At 71.2% G+C, this 22840-nt stretch carries 15 protein-coding genes and 6 pseudogenes; 5 read left to right on the top strand and 16 right to left on the bottom strand.

The features are described from left to right. Positions 1-3: 3 nt before the first annotated feature. From rimM to ffh, 7 genes and pseudogenes are all read right to left on the bottom strand, one after another. Positions 4-582, bottom strand: coding sequence for a ribosome maturation factor RimM (gene rimM, locus H3H54_RS06150; RefSeq protein ID WP_262425933.1), 579 nt, complete (start codon positions 580-582; stop codon positions 4-6). Then, positions 579-1481 (bottom strand): hypothetical protein, encoded by a 903-nt coding sequence (locus tag H3H54_RS06145; RefSeq protein WP_262425932.1) that lies wholly within the window; start codon positions 1479-1481, stop codon positions 579-581. Before H3H54_RS06145 ends, rimM begins: the two co-directional genes overlap by 4 nt. Positions 1482-1584: 103 nt before the next feature. Continuing rightward, entirely contained in the window at positions 1585-1827 is a 243-nt protein-coding gene (locus H3H54_RS06140; protein ID WP_262425931.1) for an RNA-binding protein, read from the bottom strand. Between the two features lies 1 nt (position 1828). Next, complete coding sequence (gene rpsP / locus H3H54_RS06135) at positions 1829-2308, bottom strand: 30S ribosomal protein S16 (RefSeq protein WP_262425930.1); 480 nt, start codon at positions 2306-2308, stop codon at positions 1829-1831. Between the two features lie 441 nt (positions 2309-2749). Then, positions 2750-3860: pseudogene (locus H3H54_RS06130) on the bottom strand (amidohydrolase family protein). A gap of 41 nt (positions 3861-3901) precedes the next feature. After that, positions 3902-4813, bottom strand: a complete 912-nt coding sequence (locus H3H54_RS06125; protein WP_262425929.1) for a DUF559 domain-containing protein — start codon at positions 4811-4813, stop codon at positions 3902-3904. A gap of 676 nt (positions 4814-5489) precedes the next feature. Beyond that, positions 5490-7080, bottom strand: a pseudogene (gene ffh / locus H3H54_RS06120) (signal recognition particle protein). Between the two features lie 98 nt (positions 7081-7178). Between ffh and H3H54_RS06115 the strand changes: the two are divergent. From H3H54_RS06115 to H3H54_RS06105, 3 genes are all read left to right on the top strand, one after another. Beyond that, positions 7179-8132, top strand: coding sequence for a LysR family transcriptional regulator (locus tag H3H54_RS06115; RefSeq protein ID WP_262425928.1), 954 nt, complete (start codon positions 7179-7181; stop codon positions 8130-8132). A gap of 181 nt (positions 8133-8313) precedes the next feature. Further along, entirely contained in the window at positions 8314-9312 is a 999-nt protein-coding gene (locus tag H3H54_RS06110; RefSeq protein WP_262426415.1) for a DUF1852 domain-containing protein, read from the top strand. Further along, positions 9309-10340: a methionine synthase gene (locus H3H54_RS06105; protein WP_262425927.1), complete on the top strand. Its 1032-nt coding sequence runs from the start codon at positions 9309-9311 to the stop codon at positions 10338-10340. The genes H3H54_RS06110 and H3H54_RS06105 overlap by 4 nt, the downstream gene beginning before the upstream one ends. A 117-nt stretch (positions 10341-10457) precedes the next feature. Here H3H54_RS06105 and H3H54_RS06100 read toward each other — a convergent pair whose 3' ends face one another. The 9 genes and pseudogenes from H3H54_RS06100 to H3H54_RS06060 all read right to left on the bottom strand — a co-directional run bounded on the left by H3H54_RS06100 (position 10458) and on the right by H3H54_RS06060 (position 20265). Beyond that, positions 10458-12581 (bottom strand): HD domain-containing protein, encoded by a 2124-nt coding sequence (locus H3H54_RS06100; protein WP_262425926.1) that lies wholly within the window; start codon positions 12579-12581, stop codon positions 10458-10460. 235 nt (positions 12582-12816) lie between these two features. Next, positions 12817-13140: pseudogene (locus H3H54_RS06095) on the bottom strand (P-II family nitrogen regulator); the annotation flags it as partial. Beyond that, a pseudogene (locus H3H54_RS06090) lies at positions 13137-14569 on the bottom strand (ammonium transporter). The pseudogenes H3H54_RS06090 and H3H54_RS06095, both read right to left, overlap by 4 nt. A 242-nt stretch (positions 14570-14811) precedes the next feature. Further along, on the bottom strand, positions 14812-15822 hold the full coding sequence (gene ftsY, locus H3H54_RS06085) for a signal recognition particle-docking protein FtsY (RefSeq protein ID WP_262425925.1): 1011 nt from the start codon (positions 15820-15822) through the stop codon (positions 14812-14814). 595 nt (positions 15823-16417) lie between these two features. Beyond that, positions 16418-16582: a hypothetical protein gene (locus H3H54_RS06080; protein WP_262425924.1), complete on the bottom strand. Its 165-nt coding sequence runs from the start codon at positions 16580-16582 to the stop codon at positions 16418-16420. Positions 16583-16760: 178 nt separating this feature from the next. Then, positions 16761-17753 carry an IS110 family transposase gene (locus H3H54_RS06075; RefSeq protein ID WP_262425923.1) on the bottom strand — a complete coding sequence of 331 codons (993 nt, stop codon included), beginning with the start codon at positions 17751-17753 and terminating at the stop codon, positions 16761-16763. Positions 17754-18010: 257 nt separating this feature from the next. Then, a pseudogene (ndk, locus tag H3H54_RS06070) lies at positions 18011-18435 on the bottom strand (nucleoside-diphosphate kinase). Positions 18436-18499: 64 nt separating this feature from the next. Next, entirely contained in the window at positions 18500-18913 is a 414-nt protein-coding gene (locus H3H54_RS06065; RefSeq protein WP_262425922.1) for a DUF4233 domain-containing protein, read from the bottom strand. Between the two features lie 2 nt (positions 18914-18915). Beyond that, a pseudogene (locus H3H54_RS06060) lies at positions 18916-20265 on the bottom strand (bifunctional folylpolyglutamate synthase/dihydrofolate synthase). 229 nt (positions 20266-20494) lie between these two features. Here H3H54_RS06060 and H3H54_RS06055 point away from each other — a divergent pair. Further along, positions 20495-21262: a hypothetical protein gene (locus H3H54_RS06055; RefSeq protein WP_262425921.1), complete on the top strand. Its 768-nt coding sequence runs from the start codon at positions 20495-20497 to the stop codon at positions 21260-21262. Beyond that, a complete protein-coding gene (locus H3H54_RS06050) occupies positions 21259-22833 on the top strand; it encodes a WXG100 family type VII secretion target (RefSeq protein ID WP_262425920.1) in 1575 nt (524 codons plus the stop codon). Before H3H54_RS06055 ends, H3H54_RS06050 begins: the two co-directional genes overlap by 4 nt. Positions 22834-22840 lie beyond the last annotated feature (7 nt).

Genomic DNA, 22840 nt, shown 5'->3' with positions numbered 1-22840 from the left:
GAGTCAGCCCTTCCTATGCGCGGAGGTCTCGGGATCGGGTCCCTGCTCGTCCTCCGGCAACTCGTCGAAGAGGCCGCCGGGCGGGTTCGCGGTGACAATGCCAGCCTCGAGATCGACCTCGGGCACGAGCTCCTCGACCAGGGGCAGCTGGACGCGCCGACGGTCCGGGGTGCGCACCACCAGCAGGTCCTGTGCGGGGTAGTGCTCCACTCCGTGCACGGTCCCGAGCTCGCGACCGTCGACGTGGCGCACGGCCAGGCCCTTGAGCTGGCTCGGGTACCAGGCGTCGGGGTCCTCGTCGGCCTCCTCCTCCGCGTCCACGGCGATCAGCAGATCGGCGCCCCTCAGCGACTCGACGTCGGTGCGATCGTGGACCTCCTCGAACGTCACGTACCAGCGGTCCTGCTGGCGCCGGGTGCGCCCCACGGTGAGGGTGCGCGGGCGCCCATCGGCCTCGACCTCGAAGGTCGTGCCGATCTGCAGTCGCTCCTCGGGCTGGTCGGTGCGCAGAATCAGTGCGACCTCTCCGCGCAGGCCGTGCGCCTTGCCGATGGTCGCGACGATGACGTCGAGTGTGCTCATGAGCGTCCTTCATGGTCCGTGCCGCCCTCGCGGGCGGCGTTCGCGCCGACGACGGCGCTGTTGTCCATCTCCCCGGGTTCGGGTGAGGAGTACCCGGCCGCGCCGCAGGCGGTGCCGAGCTCGGCCAGTGGTGCTTCCAGGCCGTCCGACCAGGCGTCACCCTCCAGGGCCTCCTGGAAAGGTGCGCGGACCTGTTCGAGGGCGGCGCCCACTGCATCATCGTCCACCGCCGCGATCTGAGCGGCGAGCAGCTCTGCGGTGGACTGCACCTCGCCCATGCGGTCGCCGGGGACCTCACGTGGTGCGAGACCGACCAGTTTGAACATGTTCGAGGTCAGGACGTTCGCATTGGCGAAGTGGGTGAGCGTCCCGGGCGTGTCGAACACCTCGGCGCAGACGAGGGCCGCCGGCTTGGCCCCGTCCTCCCCCCCGCGGTGACGGCCCAGCTCGCGGCCGTGGACACCTCGGCGCAGCTGCCGGCGACGTCCTTCCATGCTGCACGGAAGGCTTCGCGGTCCCCCGTCGGTTCCCAGTTCGGGCTGCGTGCGGAACCATTCGGACAGCACTCCGGCGGCGTCCTTCGCGGGTGCGGGGGCACCCTCGAAGGCCGCATCGATGTCGTCTCCCGCCATCTCGTAGAAGAACGGGTCCGACGGGCCTGCCTGCGGGGCCGTTCCCGCGCGGTCCAGGACCGTGCGCGAGAGCGGGTCGGTGTAGTCCGGGTCGCCCCAGAAGGTGGTGCATGCCGCGCCGAGCGCCGGATCCGTCTCGATGCTCGCCGACGTGGTGCCAGCACCCGTGGCTTCGGCACCGGTGGGCGTCTGCTCGGCACCGTCCCCCGCGCCGGCACAGCCGGCCAGCAGCAGGGTCAGCCCCAGCGCTGCGGTCCCTGCACGCACAGCCTCAGCACATGGCCGATGCAGCCGTGAATGCCAGAAGCGGCGCTGCCCGGACCTCTCGGTCCTTCCGGCAGCACCGCTCCTTGAAGTGGTTCGAGGCACCTCAGCGCCGGTCGACATCGACGATGTCGACCCGCACGTCGTCGTCCGACAGTGCCGCGGTGACCGTGCGCAGGGCACGGGCGGTGCGGCCGGACCGGCCGATGACTCGGCCCAGATCGGCGGCGCCGACCCTGACCTCGAGCAGCGGTCCGCGACGCGTGGACTTCTCGGTCACGGCCACGGCGTCGGGATCATCGACGATGCCGCGGACGAGATGGTCGAGGGCTTCGGCGCGGGCGCTCATCTCAGGCCTCGTCGGTCGCAGCGGCGTCGGCGTCCTCGGTGGTCTCGCCCTCGGCCGGCGCCTCCTCGGAGCCCGGTGCGACCTCGGCCGCCTCGGTCTCCTCCGAAGCCTTGGCCTTCTTGGCACCCTCGCGGGACTCGGCGGCGGCCTTGTCGGCAGCAGCGATGAGCTCCTCGGCGGACTTCTTCGCGTCAGCGGTCTTGATCGACCCTTCGGCGTCGCCCTCACCCTTGAACTTCGCCCAGTCGCCGGTGATCTTCAGGAGCGCGGCAACCTGCTCGCTCGGCTGCGCGCCGACGCTGAGCCAGTACTGCGCACGCTCGGACTCGACCTCGATGACCGAGGGGTCCTCGGTCGGGTGGTACTTGCCGATCTCCTCGATCACGGCGCCGTCGCGCTTCTTGCGCGAGTCGGCGACGACGATGCGGTAGAACGGTGCACGGATCTTGCCCATGCGCTTCAGACGGATCTTGACAGCCACGTGGGTGGACTCTCCTTCAGGGATGTTCGGGTGAGTCCCGCCGCAGCCTGTGGGGTCATGCGGGCGCTGACGGTCCTCGGGGTGTCGTGCACGAACGGGTAGAGGGCCGGTCCGCGCACATACAGGGCACGAGTATGCCAGGGAACCGGGCGGTCGCACCACCCGGGGCCGTGTGCACCGGGGCACACGCGGCGCCGGGAGCGACTCGTCCTGCTCGGTGTGCCGGTTCGCCCGAGCGGTCGCGCGGCTCGCCCGGACCGCCACGCTGGGTGTCGCTCGGCCTGCCACACCAAGAAAAGTACCGCTCAGCTGGAACCTTTCTTCACGCGGGCCCGGGAAGCCCGGGCCACGCCGAAAGAAGTACCGCTCAGCTGGAACCTTTCTTCTCGCCTCGCGGAGCGCGACGGCGCCGATCACGCGTCCCCCACGTGGGCAGGGCTCTCAGGCGACGATCCGACCGTTCAGCACGACGTGGTTCCGCTCGCGCAGGGCACGGTGGTCCGAGCGCGGGTCCCGGGGCACGACCAGCAGATCAGCAGGGGCGCCGTCCTCGAGACCGGGCGCGCCGAGGAAGCGGCGGGAAGCCCAGGTCGCCGCGTCGAGGATCGTGGTGGCACCCAGTCCCGCCCGGGCGAGCTCGTCCAGCTCGTCGTGGATGATGCCGTGGCCGAGCACTCCCCGGCGTCGGTGCCCACCAGCAGCTGGACCCCGGCATCATGGGCGTCGCGGGTGCGGTCGTACCGACTGGCGCGCAGACGACGCATATGCGCGGCGTAATCCGGGAACTTCTCCTCCCCTGGCGCGCGTAGCTCTCGAACTTCCCGATGTTGACCAGGGTGGTGACCACGGGAACCCCGGCCTCGGCGGTGCGGGTGATCGTCTCGTCGGCGAGTCCGGTGGCGTGCTCGAGGCAGTCGAATCCGGCGTCGAGCGCGAGCGGCAGCGTGGATTCATCGAAGGTGTGAGTGGTGATGCGTGCGCCCGCGCGGTGGGCGGCGTAGGCGGCGGCACGGAAATCCTCGGCCTCCCAGCAGGGGCTGAGGTCCCCGACCCCGCGGTCGATCCAGTCCCCCACCAGCTTCACCCAGCCGTCCCCGCGCCCGGCCTCCCGGCTGACGGCCGCAGGGAGATCCTCGGGCTCGACCTCGTCGGCGTATCCGCGCAGATAGCGGCGGGTGCGGGCGAGGTGGCGGCCGCAGCGGATCAGACGGGGCAGATCGGATTGTTGCTGCAGCGGCGTGGTGTCGATGATCGACCCGGCGTCGCGGATCAGCAGCACACCGGTGTCCCGGTCCGTCAGCGCCTGCTGCCGGGCGGTCTCCAACGTGGTGCCCCCTCCTCCGTCCCCGATGCCGAGGTGGCAGTGCAAGTCCGCGAGGCCCGGGGCCACGTATCCGTCGATCTCCTGGATCTCGGTGCCCGCCGGCAGCTCGGGGCGCACGTGACGGATCCGCCCGCCGACCACCCAGGCCTCGCGGAGCTCTAGTTCGGGTCCGAGCAGGATGGGGCCACGGAGGTGCAGGACAGGGGCAGGACCGGCCGCGGTGCTCATGATCCCGAGGGTAGCGTCCGACGGGGGCGCTGCAGTCGGGTTCAGAGCGCGGCCCGGCGCCGCTGCAGCGCGTCGTCCAACCTGGCGAAGAAGGCTCGCGGCCGGCGGTGGTCCGCGATCGTGGCCCGCACGACCTTCCAGCCGGCTTCGTGGAGAACGTCGGTCTTGTTGAGGTCCTTCTGCCAGATCCTGCGATCCTTCCGGTGGTCCTCGCTGTCGTACTCGATGGCGATCCTCTCGCCCGGGTAGGCGAGGTCGATGTGGAACTCGATCCCGGTCGCCTCTTCGAGGACCGGGACGTTCAGCGCGGGCTCCGGGTACCCGTGCCGGAGCATCTGCAGACGCAGCCTCGTCTCCATCGGCGACCAGGAGCGTTCCCGGACGTACGGCAGCGCCGCGCGCAGGGCTGGTGCCCCGCGCCCACGCAGCTCCCCGACGATCCCCTCCATCTCGGCGCGGCGGACCCGGAGTCTCGCCCCGAACCGATCGGCCGCCAGGGCATCCAGCGCCACGACGAGCTCCACTTGCGAGAGCCGTACGGCGATGTCCTGCAGGGCCCTCAGCGGATGGGACATGACCAGACCGGCTGACGTGACCTCAGGCTGCGGCACGGCCTGATGCACGACGACGAGCGATCCCGCGGTCGGGCTCGTGCCGTCCGGTCCCCTGCAGTGGATCGCCGAGCTGCCTTCGTAGGTGAGTTCCCGGGGAAGGGGGATGCCGATGAGCTCGGCTGCGGTCTGGTGGCTGAGCACTGCTCCCGGCCTGATGTCCCTCAGGAAGAACGTGGCCAGCGACTGCAGTGTGAGCGCGGCGTCGGCGCGGGCCCACCATCCGGGGAACACCCGACGCATGGCATCGGAGGCCAAATCACGACGATGCATCCCGCCCCCGAGCAGACGGGCACGGCTGTACAGGACATTCGTGTCCAGGTCACGGGGTCGGAGCGACATGCCCGGAGGGTACTGAGCGACGGATCCCCGGGCGGAGGTTGCCGGCCGATGTGGAGAAGGCACCGCTGGGGAGGAACCGTGGGACGAGGACGGATTCGCTCAGGCGAGATCAGCCGCGAGCGATGACCGCGCAGCCTCCTCGCGACGATGAGAAAGGTGCCGGATGGGTGGAACCTTTCGAGCCATGACCGCTCGAGGCATGAGGCGCGCGGCTCGAGGTAACACCGCTCGAGACTCGAGGACGAGGCGCGCGGCCCGATCCGGCCCACGACCACGACCACGACCCGGACCACGACCCGGAAAGTACCGGGAGAGTGGAACCTTTCGGGGCGCCGCGGAGGGTCGACCCACTGAGGCCCGGTCACCGCGAGAAAGGTGCCGGAGGGGTGGAACCTTTCAGCACGTGGCCGGGTGGCGGGTGCCGGGTGATCCCGTCCCGGGCGCCACGTGGCCGAGCAGCACGCGGCCGGGTGGTCACGGCGAGAAAGCCGGAGGGGTGGAACCTTTCAGCACGTGGCGGGCGGTCCCGTCCGGGCGCCACGTGGCCGGGGGCCGGGGGCCGGGTGGTCCGGTCCAGGCGGTACGTGCCCGGGTCCCGGGCGGCACGCGGCCGCCCGGGCGCGTCCAGGCGGTACGTGCCCGGGTCCCGGGCGGCACGCGGCCGCCCGGGCGAGGCTCACCTGCCGCCGAGGAGCTTCTGCATCTCCGGCGGGAGCTGGCTGGGGTCGAAGTCCGACAGGTCCGGCTGATCGGCCTGCTGGGCCCCGCCGCCGAAGGCGGAGCCGCCCCGTGCCGCCGCCCGCTGCCGCCTTCTTCGCCGCCTCGGCCTGCTCGCGCGCGGCCTTCGCAGGGTTCTTCGACTTGGACTTCTTCAGCTGCTTCTGCGGAGCCTGCTTGCCGCGGGACTTCTTGCCCATCCCCATGCCGGGACCGCCGGGCATACCGGGCATGCCACCGCCGGCCATGCCCTTGCCCATCGTCTTCATCATCTGCTGGGCCTGCTTGAACCGCTCGAGCAGCTGGTTGATCTGCTGGACCGTGGTGCCGGAGCCCAGCGCGATGCGGTTGCGGCGCGAGCCGTTGATGACCTTGGGGTTGTTGCGCTCCTCAGGCGTCATCGAGCGGATGATCGCCTCGACCTTGCCGATCTCGGACTCGTCGAAGTTCTCGAGCGCCTCGCGGTACTGCCCCATGTTCGGCAGCATGCCGAGCATCTTCTTGATGCTGCCCATGTTCTTGAGCTGCTGCATCTGGGACAGGAAGTCATCGAGCGTGAAGTCCTCGCCGGAGGCGAGCTTCGCGGCGGCCTTCTCGGCCTCCTCCTGGTCGAAGGCCTTCTCCGCCTGCTCGATCAGGGTGAGCACATCACCCATGTCGAGGATGCGGTTGGCCATGCGATCGGGGTGGAAGCGCTCGAACTCGTCGAGGCTCTCGCCGGTGGAGGCGAACAGGATGGGTCGCTGGGTGACGCCGGTGATCGAGAGCGCCGCACCGCCGCGGGCGTCGCCATCGAGCTTGGAGAGGACCACGCCGGTGAAGCCGACGCCGTCACGGAACGCCTCGGCGACGCGGGCGGCGTCCTGGCCGATCATCGCGTCGACCACGAACAGGGTCTCGTCGGGGTTGACGGCATCGCGGATGTTCCGCGCCTGCTCCATCATCTCCTCGTCGATGCCGAGACGGCCGGCTGTATCGACGATGACCACATCGTGCTGCTGGAACTGCGCGGTGGAGACGCCGTTCATCGCGACCAGCACCGGGTCGCCCACGCCGTTGCCCGGTTCGGGAGCGAACACCGGCACTCCGGCCCGCTCGCCGACGACCTGAAGCTGGGTCACGGCGTTGGGGCGCTGCAGATCCGCCGCGACCAGCAACGGGGTGTGCCCCTCGGACTTCATCCACTTCGCGAGCTTGCCGGCCAGGGTGGTCTTGCCGGCGCCCTGGAGGCCGGCGAGCATGATGACGGTGGGCGGGTTCTTGGCGAAGTGGAGCTCGCCGGTGGCTCCGCCGAGCACCTCGACGAGCTCGTCGTTGACGATCTTGACGACCTGCTGGGCAGGGTTGAGGGCCTTCGAGACCTCTTCGCCGAGCGCACGCTCGCGAACCCGGCCGGTGAACTCGCGCACGACGGAGACGGCGACGTCGGCGTCGAGCAGGGCTCGGCGGATCTCGCGGATCGTCTTGTCGACGTCCGCCTCGGACAGGCGGCCGTGGCCGCGAAGTCCCTTCAGCGACGCTGTGATGCGATCAGAGAGGTTGTTGAACACGAAGCGCTTCCCCTTGGTCGGTCGGACTGCACCAGTGTAGAGGCTGGGCCGCGCACTCCCGAGCCCGCCCCCGGCGCACGGTGAGCTAACCTGCACCGATGGCACGCGGGGACGTCGGGACGGCGCACGGGATCACACTGCAGCAGCTGCGCTACTTCGTCGAGGTCGCCGCGGAGGGGTCGATCACCGCGGCGGCGGACCTGCTCCAGGTGTCCCAGCCGACGATGTCCGCGGCGATGAAGGACCTCGAACGCCGGGTGGGGCGCGTCCTGCTGCGCCGCTCCGTGCGCGGCGCGGCCCTCACCGAGGACGGTATCGAGTTCCTCGGCTACGCCCGTCAGGTGGTCGAGCAGGCCGAGCTGCTCGAGCACCGCTATCTGGGACGCCCACCGGCCCGCCGCCTGCTGGCGGTCTCCGCGCAGCACTACTCCTTCGTGGTCGAGGCGTTCGTGCGGATGGTGAAGGCCTCGAAGGTGGCGGAGTATGCGTTCACGCTGCGCGAGACCCGCACCGCGGAGATCATCGAGGACGTGCGGACGCTGCGCAGCGAGCTCGGCGTCCTCTACCGCAGCGACTTCAACCGCAAGGTCATCGACAAGCTGCTGCGCGACTCCGAGCTCGTCTTCACGCCGCTGTTCCTGGCGAGCCCGCACATCTTCGTCGCCCGCACGAACCCGCTGGCCTCGCGCCGACGGGTCACCCTCGAAGACCTCGAGGGCCTGCCCCGGCTCACCTTCGACCAGGGGACCGACAACTCCTTCTACTTCGCTGAGGAGATCCTCTCCACGCGCTCGGCCGCGCAGGACATCCGGGTCAGCGATCGGGCCACGATCTTCAACCTGATGATCGGGCTGGACGGCTACACGATCTCCACCGGCATCGTCTCCGACGACCTGGACCCGTCCATCGTGGCCGTGCCGCTCGAGGTGGACGAGCGCATCGAGATCGGCTGGATCGGGCATGCCTCCGCGCCGCTGACCGGTCAGGCGGAGCGGTTCGTCGCCGAGATGCGCGAGGTGGTCTCGAGCTTCGGCGTCGAGCCACTGTCGTAGCGGCTGCTCCACCGCCGCCGGAGCCCCTGCGATCGGGGCCGTCCCCGCCATGACGACCGCCCCGACGTCAGGACCGATCCGCCACCATAGGCAGCACCTATGAAGAGCCCCTAAGTGTCGTAATGGATCTATGGCGGGTGGTCCCGCGTACGCTCGCCCCACCACGACGACCGGGGGCATGATGACGACCGACTTCTCCTTCAGCATCCGCACGACCCGCTTCGACGAGGACTACGTCCCCTCGAGCGGCTCGCGGATCACCACGAACTTCGCCAACCTCGCCCGCGGGGAGCATCGCCGCGAGAACCTCCGCCGCGCCCTGCGCATGATCGACAAGCGCGCGAACGAGCTCGCGGGCGGCGGGGACCGCTACGCCGTGGAGCTCGACATCGTCTCGGCGGACCTGCACCTGGGCGAAGGAGCGGAACCCGCCGACGGCGGTGCGGGGCTCCCGCTGATCGAGATGCTCGACGTGCGGATCCTGGACCGCGAGACCGGCGAGCACCTGCCGGGGATCACCGGGAACAACTTCTCCTCCTACGTGCGGGACCACGACTTCAGCGTGCGCCTGCCCGCCCATCAGCAGGCCGCGGACAACGCGGGATCCGGCGGCGGCGTGCCGGAGGACTTCGGCGTGCTGCACGGCAGGCTCTTCCGCCGTTTCCTCTCCTCGGACGCCTATCGCGAGCGCTTCGCCGGCCCGCCCGTGGTCTGCATCAGCGTCTCCACCAGCCGGACCTATCGCCGCATCGGCGCGCCGCATCCGGTGCTCGGCGACGAGTACGAGGCCGACGGCTCCTCCCTCACCGATCTCTACTTCGCCCGGATGGGGCTGCAGGTGCGGTGCTTCAAGCCCTGCGGCGCCGTCGCCCCGCTGGCGTTCTACTTCGAGGGCGATCTGCTCGCCGATCACTCCGACCTGGCGCTCATCGGCACGATCGCCACGATGGAGACCTTCCAGCGGATCTATCGCCCCGAGATCTACAACGCCCGCGAGAGCGCCGGGGAGGTGTACCGGCCGAGCCTGGGCAGCACCGACCACGCGGACACGGGGATCGTGTACGACCGCGAGGAACGCAGCCGTCTCGGTATGACCCAGGGCAGGTTCATCCAGGAGCGGCTGATCGCGCCGCACCAGGAGCACCTCGAGCAGTGGCTGGCCGAGGAGGTCGTCCGATGAGCACCCTCCTTCCTACCTCGATCGTCGGCAGCCTCCCCAAGCCCTCGTGGCTCTCCGAGCCCGAGACGCTCTGGTCCCCCTGGCGCCTCGAGGTCGCGGAGCTGGACGAGGGCAGGCGCGATGCGCTGCACCTCGCCGCGTCCGAGCAGACCGTCGCCGGCCTCGACGTGATCAGCGACGGGGAGCAGACCCGCCAGCACTTCGTCACCACCTTCATCGAGCATCTCAGCGGCGTCGACTTCGCACGTCGCGAGACCGTACGCATCCGCGACCGCTACGACGCGAGCGTCCCGACGGTCGTCGGGCCCGTGCGCCGTGAACGACCCGTCTTCGTCGACGACGCGGCCTCCCTCCGCACGCGGACGGACAAGCCCCTCAAGTGGGCGCTGCCCGGCCCGATGACCATGATCGACACGCTGTACGACGCGCACTACGGCAGCCGGGAGGAGCTCGCCCGCGAGTTCGCGGCCCTCCTCAACCAGGAGGCGCGGGAGCTGGAGGCGGCGGGCGTGGACATCATCCAGTTCGACGAGCCCGCCTTCAACGTCTTCTTCGACGACGTCCGCGACTGGGGCGTGGAGGTCCTCGAGCGAGCGGCCGAGGGGCTGCGCGCCGAGACCGTCGTGCACATCTGCTACGGCTACGGCATCAAGGCCAACACCGACTGGAAGGCGAGCCTGGGCACGGAGTGGCGCCAGTACGAGGAGACCTTCCCGCTGCTGCGGGACTCGGTGATCGACACGGTCTCCCTCGAGAGCCGCGGCTCGCACGTCCCGATGGAGCTCGTCGAGCTGCTGCGCGGCAAGAAGGTGATGCTCGGCGCGATCGACGTCGCCGACCCGCGGGTCGAGACCCCCGAGGAGGTCGCCGACACCCTCCGCCGGGCCCTCGCCTTCGTGGACGCGGACCGGCTCTGCCCGAGCACGAACTGCGGCATGGCGCCGCTGTCCCGCACCGTCGCGCAGGGCAAGATGCGGGCGCTCGCCGCGGGGACGGCGCTGCTGCGCGTCGAGCTCGCGGGGAGCTGAGCACGCGCCGCCGCGGGGCGGGCGGAGGGGACCCGGCCCGGCGAAGGATGCCCACCCCGCGCCGCGCCTGAGCCTGCGCGGCGGCCGAGCCTGCGCGGCGACGCCGAGCCGGCCGGCTCAGCTCGAGGCGGCGTCCATCAGGGCGGCGACGATCCGGCCGACGGTCGGCGCGTCCAGGGCGCGGCCGTGCTGATCGGTCAGGTACAGCACGTTTACCGCGCGCCGGCCGAGGGTCATAACGTGGGCGCTGCGCACCTGCAGCAGCCCGTGGACGGTGATCGTCTCGGCGACGTCGGCCAGGAGGCTGGGACGGTTTCGGGCGTTGACCTGCACGACGCTCGCCTCGCGCGAGGCGCCGGGCAGGAGCGTCACCACCGGGGCGTCCTCGGTGGTCCGCAGCGGCGGGGCCGGCGGGAGCTCGAGCACCCGGGCATCGGCCCGGTCCCGGTGCGCCAGCTCCCGGTCCAGAGCCGAGCGCATCACGGAGGGGTGCGGGAGGTCGGCCTGGGTGCCGGTGACCCACCAGGTGTTCGCGGCGATCCCGTCCTGGGTGCTGACCACGGCGCTGTGCACGTCCAGGCGCAGCCGCACCAGCACCCGCGCCATCGCCGCGAAAACCCCGGCGCCGTCGGGGGCGCCGAGGCAGAGCTGCGCGATCGGCTCGTCGTCCAGCGGGGCGGGGTAGATGACCTGGGCGCTGTCGCTGCGGCGCACCGCGGCGAGCACCGCCTCCTGGGCGGAGCGCTGCGGGGCCAGCCGGGTGCGGGGCGCGGTCTCGGTGCCGCGCAGCGCGTCGCGCCCGAGGTCGGTGAGGTGGTCGACGAGGTCGGCGCGCCAGGTGGACCAGGCCGAGGGGCCGGCGGCGATCGCGTCGGCCTCGGTCAGGGCCCGCAGCAGCTCGAGGGTGTCGAGGTCCTCGTCCACCGCTCGCAGCAGCTCCCGCAGGGTCGAGGGGTCGGCGAGGTCACGGCCGGTCGCGAGGCCCACCAAGGTCAGGTGCTCGCGCACGAGGGTCGCGATGGTGCGGGCATCGGCCCTGTCGAAGCCGAGGTGCCGGGCCGCGGTCTCGGCGAGCGGCGCGCCCTCGGCGGCGTGGTCCCGCGCCCCGGGGCGCTTGCCGAGGTCGTGCAGCAGGGCGGTGACCAGGAGCAGGTCGGGTCGGCTGACGCGGGACAGGAAGCGCTGCGCCTCGAGCACGGTCTCGATCTGGTGGCGGTCCACGGTGAAGCGGTGCACGGCCGAGCGCTGGGGCCGGTTGCGGATCACGGTCCAGCCCGGCACCCAGCGGGAGAACACGCCCTTGACGTCAAGGGCCTCATAGGCGTCGGCGAGGTGCTCCCCGGCGAGGGCGTCGACGAGCACGTCGCGCTGGGCGGGCAGCAAGGGCGCCACGGGCTCCTGCGCCATGCGGGCTAGGGTCGCCTCGGCCAGCGGGAGCCCCGTGGTCGCGGCGTGCCGCACCGCGGCCACGTCCCGCAGCAGGTCCCGGGAGGACGGGTCGACGGACACCTCCCCGGCCTGCACGATCACGCCGTGCCCGAGGCGCTCGAGGGCGGGGCGTCGCGCGGTGCCGACGCCACGGGTGGCGCTGCCGCCGGGAGCGATCGCGGCCTCCGCGGCGCGCACCGCGCGGTGCAGCTCCCAGGTCACGGCCCGGGCGGCGTCGGCGAGGACGGCGTGGTGGTCATCGGCGGTGGAGTGCCCGGTCAGCGCCGCGACCGCGTCCTGGTCGGCGCGGCCCAGACGCGTGCCCGAGGCGCCGGTGACGGCCTGCAGCGCGTCGCGCGCGTCCCGCAGGGTGCGCGAGGCGGCGTCGACGACCTCGTGGTCGTGGTCGGCCAGCCAGCTCTCGGCGAGCGCCCGGATCACGGTGATGTCGCGCAGCCCGCCGCGGTCGGACTTGAGGTTCGGCTCGGTGGCGTGGGCGAGGGAGCCGTAGCGCCGGTCGCGGCCCCTGGCGAGGTCGACGACCTCCCCGACCCGTCGGCGCGCCTCGCGCCGCCATCGGGCGCGGACCCGGGCGGCGGTGTCCTCGACGAGCTGCGCGTCCCCCGCGATGTGCCGCAGGTCCAGCAGCGCGATCGCGGTGCGCAGGTCGGTGGCGGCGACCTGCTCGCACTCCTCGGGGCTGCGCACCGAGTGGTCCAGGGAGGTGCCGGAGTCCCAGATCGGGTACCACAGCGCTCCGGCGAGCGCGGCGGCTTGCTCGGAGCCCACCCGGGCAGGGTCCACGAGCAGCACCAGGTCGAGGTCGCTGGCGGGCGAGGGAGCGGCGGCCCAGGGAGCCGATCGCGGCGAGCGCCGCGCCGCCGTCCCCGGGCACGGCCTCGCCGGCCCGCTCCCACAGGGTGCGCAGCCAGTCGTCGACGAGGTCGGACTGGGCGAGCCTGCGGGAGGGGCCGGCGGAGGGGTCCGCGAAGCCCTCGTGGAGCACCTGGGTGATCCGGCGGGAGGAGAGCTCCTCAGAGGGCATCCGCCCCCGTTCCCCGGTGCGCACACGCACCACGGTGCCGACCTCGGTGGTCCAGATCTTGCCGTCGCCGATCCGCCCGGTGCGGGAGGCGGCGAGCACCAGGTCGATGATCGCCTTCTCATCGTCCTCGAGGGCGAGCACCTCGAGCTTGAGCTTCGGGATGGTGTCGATCGTGTACTCGGCACCGCGATAGACCTCGGTGTGACCGCCCTGGCGGCCGTACCCGGCGACCTCGGTGACGGTGACGCCGGTGACGCCGTACTCGCGCAGCGAGTCCATCGCCGTCTGCAGGGCGTGGGGCTGGATGATCGCGGTGACGAGCTTCATCGGGTCTCTCCTGTGGCGACGGGCTGGGCGCTCTCTTCGGAGGCGGAGGCGGGATCCTGCGGGACGGCGGGGGTGTCCTGATCCCGGGGCCCGGGCGCAGCGGGTGCCGGGTTGCGGGGCTCGGAGCCGGAACGGTCCAGGGTGATGGCGCCGTGCCCGCCCGGCGTGGTGCGCTCCCGTCGGATGGCGAGGGTGCCGCCCAGATCGTATCCGGACTCGGCATGGTGGGTGATGTCGATGCCCGCCCGCTCGTCGGCTTCGTCGATCCTCCAGCCCATCGTGTACTTGAGCACGAGGGCGATCGCGAGGGTCAGCACGGCGGAGATCAGCATCGCGGCGACGGCGATGAGGATCTGGACCAGCAGCAGGCCGATCCCCCGCCCAGCAGCAGACCGCCGTCGGCCGCCAGGAAGCCGATGCCGATGGTGCCTACCAGACCGCCCACGAGGTGGACCCCGACCACATCGAGGGAGTCGTCGATGCCGAAGCGGTACTTCAGGCCGACGGCGAGGGCGCAGGCGAGGCCGGCGGCCAGGCCCAGCAGGATCGAGGTGAGCGGGGTGAGCGCGTCCGCGGCCGGGGTGATCGCCACCAGGCCGGCGACGACCCCCGAGGCCATGCCCAGCGAGGTGACGTGCCGGTCGCGGATCCGCTCCACGAGGGCCCAGCCGAGCATCGCGCCGGCCGTGGCGACGGTGGTGTTCACCCAGGCCAGACCCGCGGTGGCATCGGCCGTGCCGGCGGAGCCGCCGTTGAAGCCGAACCATCCGAACCACAGCAGCGCCGCGCCGAGCATCACCAGCGGCAGGTTGTGCGGCTTCATCGGCTCCTTGCCGAAGCCCCTGCGGGCACCGACGACGAGCGCGAGCACGAGACCGGCGACACCGGCGTTGATATGGACCACGGTGCCGCCGGCGAAGTCGACCGGCTCGGCGATCGCGGCGAAGGGGCCGTCACCGCTGAGCAGCCCGCCGCCCCAGACCATGTGGGCAATGGGTGCGTAGACCACGAGCACCCACAGGGCGGCGAAGACCAGCCAGGTCCCGAGCTTGACGCGGTCCGCGATGGCACCGGAGATCAGGGCCGTGGAGATGATCGCGAAGGTCATCTGGAACCCGGCGGCGACCAGGAACGGCACGCCGGACTCGGCCAGGAGCGACTGTTCGTCGGTGCCGGCCAGGCCCAGGAACTCCAGCGGGCTGCCGAACAGCCCGCCGACGTCGGTGCCGAAGGCGATCGAGTAGCCGGCGACGGTCCAGGCGATCGCGACGACCGCGATAGCGCTGAAGGACATCAGCATCATGTTCAGCACGGTGCGGGCGCGCACCATGCCTCCGTAGAAGAGGGACAGGCCGGGGGTCATCAGCAGCACGAGCGCCGCGCTGGTGAGGATCCAGGCAGTCGCCCCCGTGTCGAGGGTGAAGTCCATGTCGGCTCCAGTCAGAGAAGGGGCCGGCCCGTGACCGCAGGGAAGCGCTCCGGGTCCGTACGACCTGGCAGGTCGTGACCCACATCGTGGGCGCGGCGCCCCTCCTCACCTAGGCCGCGAGGGCCCCGTGACCATTCCGTGACCGAGATGATCGTTCCTCGGGACGCAGGCGGAGACCGGGCAGGACGTGCAGAGGCGGCGCACCGCTGCTCGGTGCGCCGCCTCGACGTGCTGGCGGGTTCTCAGCCCTCGAGCAGGGCGTCGACGAAGCCGTAGGGGTCGAAGGGGGTGAGGTCGTCCACTCCCTCGCCGAGCCCCACCATCTTCACCGGGACACCGAGCTCGCGCTGCACGTTGACGATGATGCCGCCCTTGGCGGTGCCGTCGAGCTTGGTGAGCACGATGCCGGTGATGTTCACGGCCTCGGAGAACACGCGAGCCTGCTGCATGCCGTTCTGGCCGGTCGTGGCGTCGATGACCAGGAGCACCTCGGCGACCTGGTCGCCGTGCAGGCCCTTCTCGGCGACGCGCCGCACCTTGCCGAGCTCGTCCATCAGGCCCTTCTTGTTCTGCAGGCGGCCGGCGGTGTCGATGATGACCACATCCACCTCCTGCGCGATGCCCGTCTTGACGGCGTCGAAGGCGACAGCGGCGGGATCGGCACCGTCGCGGTCCGAGCGCACGGTGTCCACGCCCACGCGGGAGCCCCAGGTGGTGAGCTGGTCGGCGGCTGCGGCTCGGAAGGTGTCGGCGGCGCCGAGCACGACGGTGCGTTCGGCGGCGACCAGGACCCGGGCGAGCTTGCCGACGGTGGTGGTCTTGCCGGTCCCGTTGACTCCCACCATGAGCATCACCGAGGGGACCTCGACACCATCGGGCGCCTCACGGCGAGTGGCCGCCAGGCGACGGTCCAGATCCGGGTTCACCAGTGCCACGAGCTCCTCACGGAGGGCCTCGCGCACGGCCTCGGCGTCGTCGGTGCCCAGCACCTTGATGCGGCGGCGGAGGTTCTCGAGCATCTCGTCGGTGGCGTCCGGACCGAGGTCCGCCATCAGCAGCGTCTCCTCGATCTCGTCCCAGGTGTCCTCGTCCACGCCGCCGCTGCGGGTGAGCAGGGTGAGGATGCCGCGGCCGAGGGCACCGGAGCGGGAAAGACGTTCGCGCAGCCGCACCATGCGGTCGGCGGGGGCCTCGGGGGTGTCGAGGAGCGAATCGGGCGCGGTGTCCGCCACGTCCGCGGCGGTGCCCTCCACCGGCGCGGTCGAGGGCTCCGCAGGGGTTCTGCTGCAGTGGGCGCCGGCGCGGCGGGCTCGTCGGCCGGGCGCTTCTCGACGAGGGAGATCTCCGGGGCGTTCTCCTGGTCGAAGGGGACATCAGCACCGGCCGCGTCCGCAGGCGCAGCCGGTGCCTCGGCCTCAGCCTCGAGCTCGGACAGCTCGGTGCCGGTCTCCCTGGCGCCGGTCGGGTCAGCTGCCGCCTCCCCGAGGGGGCATCCTGCGGAGCGGTCTTCGGGGCCGGTGCAGAGAGGGTGTCGGCCCAGGTCGGTGCGGCCGGACGGTCCTTGACCGCGGTGGACGAGCGCGGGCTCGCCGAGGCGCTGTCGTCGGCACCGCTGTCGCTGGTGGTGTCGTCCGGGGACTGCTTGCGTCCACGGCTGCGGACGTACGCCCAGGCGCCGGCGCCGAGGACGAGCACGCCACCACCGCCACCGGCGATCAGTGCGAGTAGGGCATCGGGATCCACGGGTCACCTCCGAGTTCGGGGAAGCCGACGAAGCGGCGAGGACAGCAGCCAGTCTAGGCGGCATGCGAAGGGGCCCCTGGACGTGGCCCCTCCAGCAGCGTGCGGTCAGCGGCGGGTGCGGGAGGTGTGGCGGGGATCGGCGTCTTCGCGGTCGGCGCGCTGCTCGTCCGCGGCGCCCTTCAGATGCGGCAGCGCCACCGCGATCATGATCCCCGCGGCGATCAGCACGGCGAGGGCCAGGAACACGATGACGATGAACGGCAGATCCATGTCCGTCATTGTGCACCTCGCGGCGGGGGCTGCGCGGGACCGCAGGGTGCGGCGCGCCTCACCCCGCCGCGGAGGTGTGATCAGCTGAGTGCGTGGGGCCGGGACGCTCCTATGGTTCGTCAAGCGGGTAGGGGTGCGTTCTCGAGAAGTCGGAAGAGGTCGCGGGCGATGTATCGCTTCAGGCACCGCTTGATCTCTCTGGGGTCTTGCCCTCGGTTATCCGTCGGTCGGTGTAGTCCTTGGTCCTTTGGTCATAGCGTTGGCGTGAGAGCACGATCGTGTGTAGGGCACGGTTGAGCTGCCGATCCCCGTACCTGTTCAGCCGGTATCTGGTGGTGACCTTGCCGCTATTGGCCGGCAACGGGGCGACGCCCGCGAGCATCGCGAACGCGGCCTCGTCACGCACCCGGCCCGGGTGGGACCACGCGCACAACACCGTCGCCGCCACGATCGGCCCGACGCCTTTCTCGGCGAGCAGATCGGCACGCCAGGACCGCACGATCGCTCTGATCTGTTTCTCGTGCTCGCCGGCCTCGGCCTGCAACGCGCGGGCGCGGCGAGCCAGGTCACGCAGCACCCGCGCAGTGGTGGCGGTCTCCACGTCCCACGTGGTCTGGATGCGGAAGCGGGCCGCGATCTCGACCATCTCCGGCAGCTTCCGGTCGCGCAGCTTGGCACGCAGCCGCTCGGGAGCGGCGATCGTGAGGCTGAACAGCTGGCGTTGGGCGACCGTCGCGGCATCGACTGCCGAGCGACGCGCGGCCAGCAACACCGACAGAGCCTGCCTCTCCTTACCGGTGCGCGGGGTTCCGTGATGCGGGCGTGCCATCGCTTCACGGGCGGCGCGAACCGCGTCCAGCGGATCGGACTTCGCGCCATTGCGGCGCTTGGCCCGCTGGGGGCGGTCGAGCTCGAAGACGACCTCTTCCTCGCGCTCCAGCAGGTGGGTCAGGCCGGCGCCGTGGCCACCGGTACCCTCGATCGCCCACACCCGCAGGGGTGAGTGTTCCTCTGCCACTTCTAGCAGTTCCTGGTAGCCGGGCGGGGTGGTGGGCACCGTGATCTCGGCGAGTACTCCACCAGTAGCGGTCTCGACGATCGCGGCGGTATGGGTATCGACGTGGGTGTCGACCCCGATGACGATCTCTGCGATATCAGTCAGACTGGTCATGCGTTCCTCCTAGCTCCGGAGCGGACGAAACGGGTCCGGTCCGGGAGGAGTCACGGCAGGACTGTGACGGGGCACGCGGGCGCGGCTACGCCCGCGGTCAAGCTCCTGATCAGGCCAGTCAGCTCCGACCGGGCCGGGTCCGACGACACCGAGCGGACAAGTCCGCGCGAAGGCACGAAGCCAGTCAGACCACGGGTCACGTACGGTGCCGTCGAACACACCCCATCAGCACGAGGCCGATAACGCCATCCTCACAGTCAGCCCAGCTCGGGGAACCAGATCGCGATCTCGCGCGCGGAGGACTCCTCGGAGTCCGAGCCGTGGACGAGGTTCTGGATGACAGGCAGGTCCCACTCGCGGGCGAGGTCGCCGCGGATGGTGCCGGGTGCGGCCTCGGTGGGGTTGGTCGAGCCGGCCAGGGAGCGGAACCCGGGGATCACGCCCTCCCCTCGGCGACGATGGCCACCAGCGGTGCGGCGCCCATGTAGTCGACGAGACCGGGGTAGAAGGGCTTGCCCTCGTGCTCGGCGTAATGTGCGGCGAGCTCCTCGGCGGTGGCGGTGCGCTGGGCGAGGGCGAGGATGCTGTAGCCCTTGGCCTCGATGCGGCGGATGATCTCCCCGCGCAGGCCGCGCTGGACGGCGTCGGGCTTGAGCAGGACAAGTGTGCGCTGTGCGGTCATGGCACCAGGGTACCCACGAGTACTGGCTTTCTTCGCGCCACGCCCCTCCCCGCTCTGCCCGGCCTCAGCCGGCCTGGTCGCCGCCTTCGCCGCGGGCGGCCCACACCTCGGCATCGACCGCGTCCTTCTCGCCGTCCAGCTGGTGACCTTTGAAGATGCCATAGGCGTACAGCGCCCCGAATCCGAGGCCCACCACCCACATCGCGGTGACCTGGACGCCGAGCAGGATGACGGGCAGCTGCAGCACCAGGCCCAGCCAGTACGGCCAGGCACCGCGCTTGAGCACTCCCGTGCACAGCACCAGGGCGAGCACGGTCAGCAGCCCCCAGGTCCAGGTGAGGGCCCTGTCGCCCGGAGCCAGCTGATGCGCGACGAGGACGGCGAAGAACACCACGAACGCCTCGATCACGAGGATCGTGGCGGAGATCATCCGCTGGGCGCCGTGGGGGCGGGTCGAGGGGGTGAGATCCAGGGCCATGGTCAGTCCTCCTCCGGGATGCCCAGCAGGTCTCGCACCTCGGCGACGATCGTCACCGAACCGGCGACGACCACACCCCCGAACTGGTCGCCGTCCATCTCGGCGAGGTCCACCGCGGCCTGGATCGCATCGGGCAGGCTCCCCTGCTCGAAGACGCGGTCCTCGTTGTCGAAGATGTCGCGTGCGAGATCCGCGAGCCGGTCCGCGGGCAATGCGCGCGGGGAGCTCGATTGGGAGATGACCACTGCGTCCAGCAGCGGTTCGAGCACCTCGAGGATCCCTTCGGCGTCCTTCTCCTGCAGGATGCCGACGAGGCCGACGGTGCGGGTGAAGCGGAAGTTCTCCCGCACGGTCTCGACCAGGGTGAGCGCGCCGGCAGGGTTGTGCGCGGCGTCCAGCAGGACCGTCGGGGCCTGTCGCACCACCTCGGCGCGGCCCGGCGAGGTGACGCTCGACAGCGACGCGCCCAGCAGCTCCCCGTCCAGGACGGTTCCGCCGTCTCCGAGCAGCGCTTCCGCCGCGGCGACCGCGAGCAGGGCGTTGCGAGCCTGGTGCTCACCGAGCAGCGAGAGGAACAGATCCTCGTAGCGGCCTGCGATGCCCTGGAGCGTCAGCATCTGACCACCGACCCCCGGGGTGCGGGAGAGCACGCCGATCTGCTGGTCCTCGACGGCTGCCTCCGCGCGCCGAGCTCCGAGATCCGTTCACGCAGCACGTCGGCGGCATCCTGGTACGGCTGGGAGGCGATGACGGCGGTGGCCCGAGCGGTGAGGATGCCGGCCTTCTCCCCGCGATCTCGGCGATGGTCTCGCCGAGGTACTCCTGGTGGTCCAGGGAGATCGGGGTGATCACCGTGACGTCCGGGTCGACCACGCCGGAGGCGTCCCAGGTGCCGCCGAGCCCCGTCTCCACCACGGCGACGTCCACCGGGGCGGAGGCGAAGGCCTGGAAGGACATCGCGGTGAGGTATTCGAAGTAGGTCAGGGGCGGCCCGCCGGCGGCCTCGGATTCGGCGTCGACGATCTGCGCGAACGGCTCGACGTCACGGTAGGCCTGGAGGAAGCCCTCCTCGTCGATCGATTCCCCATCGATCGCGATCCGCTCGACCGGCGAGCGCAGGTGCGGGCTGGTGGTGCGTCCGGTGCGCAGCCCCGCCTCACGCAGGATCCGTTCGAGGATCCGGGCGGTGTGGTCTTGCCGTTGGTGCCGGCGATGCGGATCGAGCGGTACGAGTTCTGCGGGTCCCCCATCAGCTCCATCACGCGCTTGATGCGGCTGAGGTCCGGCTCGATCTGGTTCTCCGGAGCGCGTTCGAGCAGCGCCGCATAGACCTCGCGTAGCGCGGGCGACATGGTCGGGCGGGGCGACCCCGGGCGGGGAGATTTCTGCACAGCGGCTCCTGCGGGGCGACGGGTGAGGGGGCGTCGTTCAGTGTACGAGGCAGGGCTGGGACCGTTCCTCCCCACAGGGCACCGGTCCACAGCAAGAGTGCTGCCCGTCACCGGCATGCGGCCCCACTCATAGCCTCAGCGCCAGAAACCGGCGGCCGACGGGGTTGCGCCGGAGAGGAGGAGGGGTGCGATGACCCGGGTGATCGCGACCGTGGAACAGGCGGCGCAGTGGGTGCGCCGGCAAAAGGTTCCGGAGGCGTCCTGGAACCCGGTGTATCGGGCGTTGGCCGGCGATGCACCATCGGCTCCTGACTTCCCAGACGCGGCCAGCCTCGACCTCGTCCGGAGGCAGCTCACCGCCCCCGCCCTGCTGGTCGTGGCGGTGGAGGACGGGCAGCAGACGCGTCGTCTGCGGATCGGCCTGGATCCCGCCGCGGTCCCCGTCGAGCAGGCTGACGCGGCACAGTCCTCGCAATGGTCCGAGATCACCGTGCAGGAGGTGCCCGGGAGGATCATCCGGCTGCTCGCGGAGGCCGAGGTGGAGCTGGCTCCGGCGCAGCTGAGCATCGAGCGCAGCACGGATGCTCTTCGCCTCACCTCCGCACAGAGCCGCACGGCCTGCGCCGCTCTCACCCGGGGTCTCCCTCCCCAGGAGGTGTTCGCCGCGATCCCGGATCTCGACGACGCCCTGCGCGATGCGCTGACCGCGACAGCCCAGCGCATCTCCCTCTCCCTGACCCTCCACGATCCGAGCAGGCGCGCGATAGAACGGCCGGTGACCTGGTCCCGGCTCTGGGTGACTGGACGGAACGGCCTGTACCGCCTGGACCAGCCCTCGAACCCCTCACTGGCCGTCCATCCGGTGGGCGGCGGCGACGTGCTCGGCACCCTCCTCCCGATCCTCGAACAGGGTCTGCGATTCGCCGGTGCCTGCGCACCCTCGGGCGGTGTGCGATGAACTCCTTCTGGGGGATGGACACCGCGCAGCTGCGCGGGCACGCCGAGCGTCTGCGCACGGCCTCCGGCGAGGTCGAGGACCTCACCGCTCGCCTGGGGGCCATGGTGCAGGGGACGCCGTGGACGGGTTCCGATGCGGAGGCCTTCCGAGCTCGGTGGACGGAGCTCGCCGCGAGTCAGTTGGAAGAGGTGTGCGGCGAGCTCCTGGCCCTGGGCGGTGACGTACTCGACGAGGCGGACCAGCAGGACGTCGCCTCGCGCGCGGACGGAGCCTCCGCCGACCCGGACGTCTCGGCGATCCGACCCGCGGAGGCCTCGGAGACCAGCGTCGGGTACCTCCAGGAGGACCATCCCTGGATCCCGAACTGGCTCGAGAATCCGATCGAAGACGCCGCCTCGGGCCTGGCCGGCATGGTCTCGGACGGGATCGGCCGGAGCTTCACCACCGGGATGGGCGTCCTTGAGGGCGGACTGGACCGGCTCGGGGTGAACATGGACGGGTTCGCGCAGTTCCAGCGGGACGCCGGCCACTTCGGCGAGATCCTCGAGGACTGGGCCACCGGTGAGCGGGTGCCGACGATCGCCGAGGTCAGCGCCGCTGGCCTGCTGGCCCTGGGATCCGCTGGCGTCGGCTTCCATGAGGCCGCCACCGGCCACGACAGCCCGTTCCTGGATGACCGCCCCGGTGGCATCGTCGAGTCGGTGACCACCGACTCGACTCCGGCACAGAGTCCTCGGACCTTGCAGGACCTGGTCATGCAGAACGATGCGCTGCGCATCGACAACCCCGGCGGCCCGCTCGAGAACGGGCAGATCGGTGTTCAGGAGGTGCGCAGCGTCGACGGTGCGGACCCGGCGTTCATCATCCAGGTCCCGCCCACCGAAGGCGCGAGCCCCACCGATGTCCCCGGCGCCTACGGCGAGCAGGGGAGCTCGCGCGACTGGGGCTCGAATATACGTATGGTCGCCGGCCAGCATCCAGCCGCGATGGATGATGTCCGTGCTGCGTTGGACGCCGCCGGGGTGCCGCCGGGGGCGGAGGTGATGATCGTCGGCCACTCCCAAGGCGGCATCGTCGCGAACCATCTCTCCGCCGACCCCACCTTCAACAGCGCCTCCGGGGAGCCGGGCACCTACAACGTGACCCACACCTTCTCGGTGGGCTCACCGGTGCAGACGGTCATCCCGTCACAGCTCTCGACGCAGTCGGTGAACGTGAACCACGAGAACACGATCGGGCCCGGTGGGAGCAGCGGGGACCTGATCGCGGCGCTCGACCTGAACGGGGTGCAGATCGACGGCGGCATCCTGGGGGCGCCGAACCGGCATGAGGTCTCGCTGCCGGGCTACCCCGTTCCCTCGCTCCACCCCGTCACCGTCCTCGAGTCGAACCACGATTCGACGAGCCCCGACGGTGGTGCCGACGGTGGGTACTCAGGCAGCGTGGGTCGAGCCACGGCCACCGATCCCACGCTCGCCGCGCTGCAGGAGGACCTCACGGGAATGTATCTCGGGGACGGGACCTACGTCGCCCAGACCCAGGTCGTCACGGTGGGCCGCGGTGAGCTGTGAGCACCGC

It is taken from the genome of Brachybacterium sp. Z12, from assembly GCF_014400405.1.
Classification (GTDB): domain Bacteria; phylum Actinomycetota; class Actinomycetes; order Actinomycetales; family Dermabacteraceae; genus Brachybacterium.
This window is presented reverse-complemented; position numbering and strand designations above follow the sequence as displayed.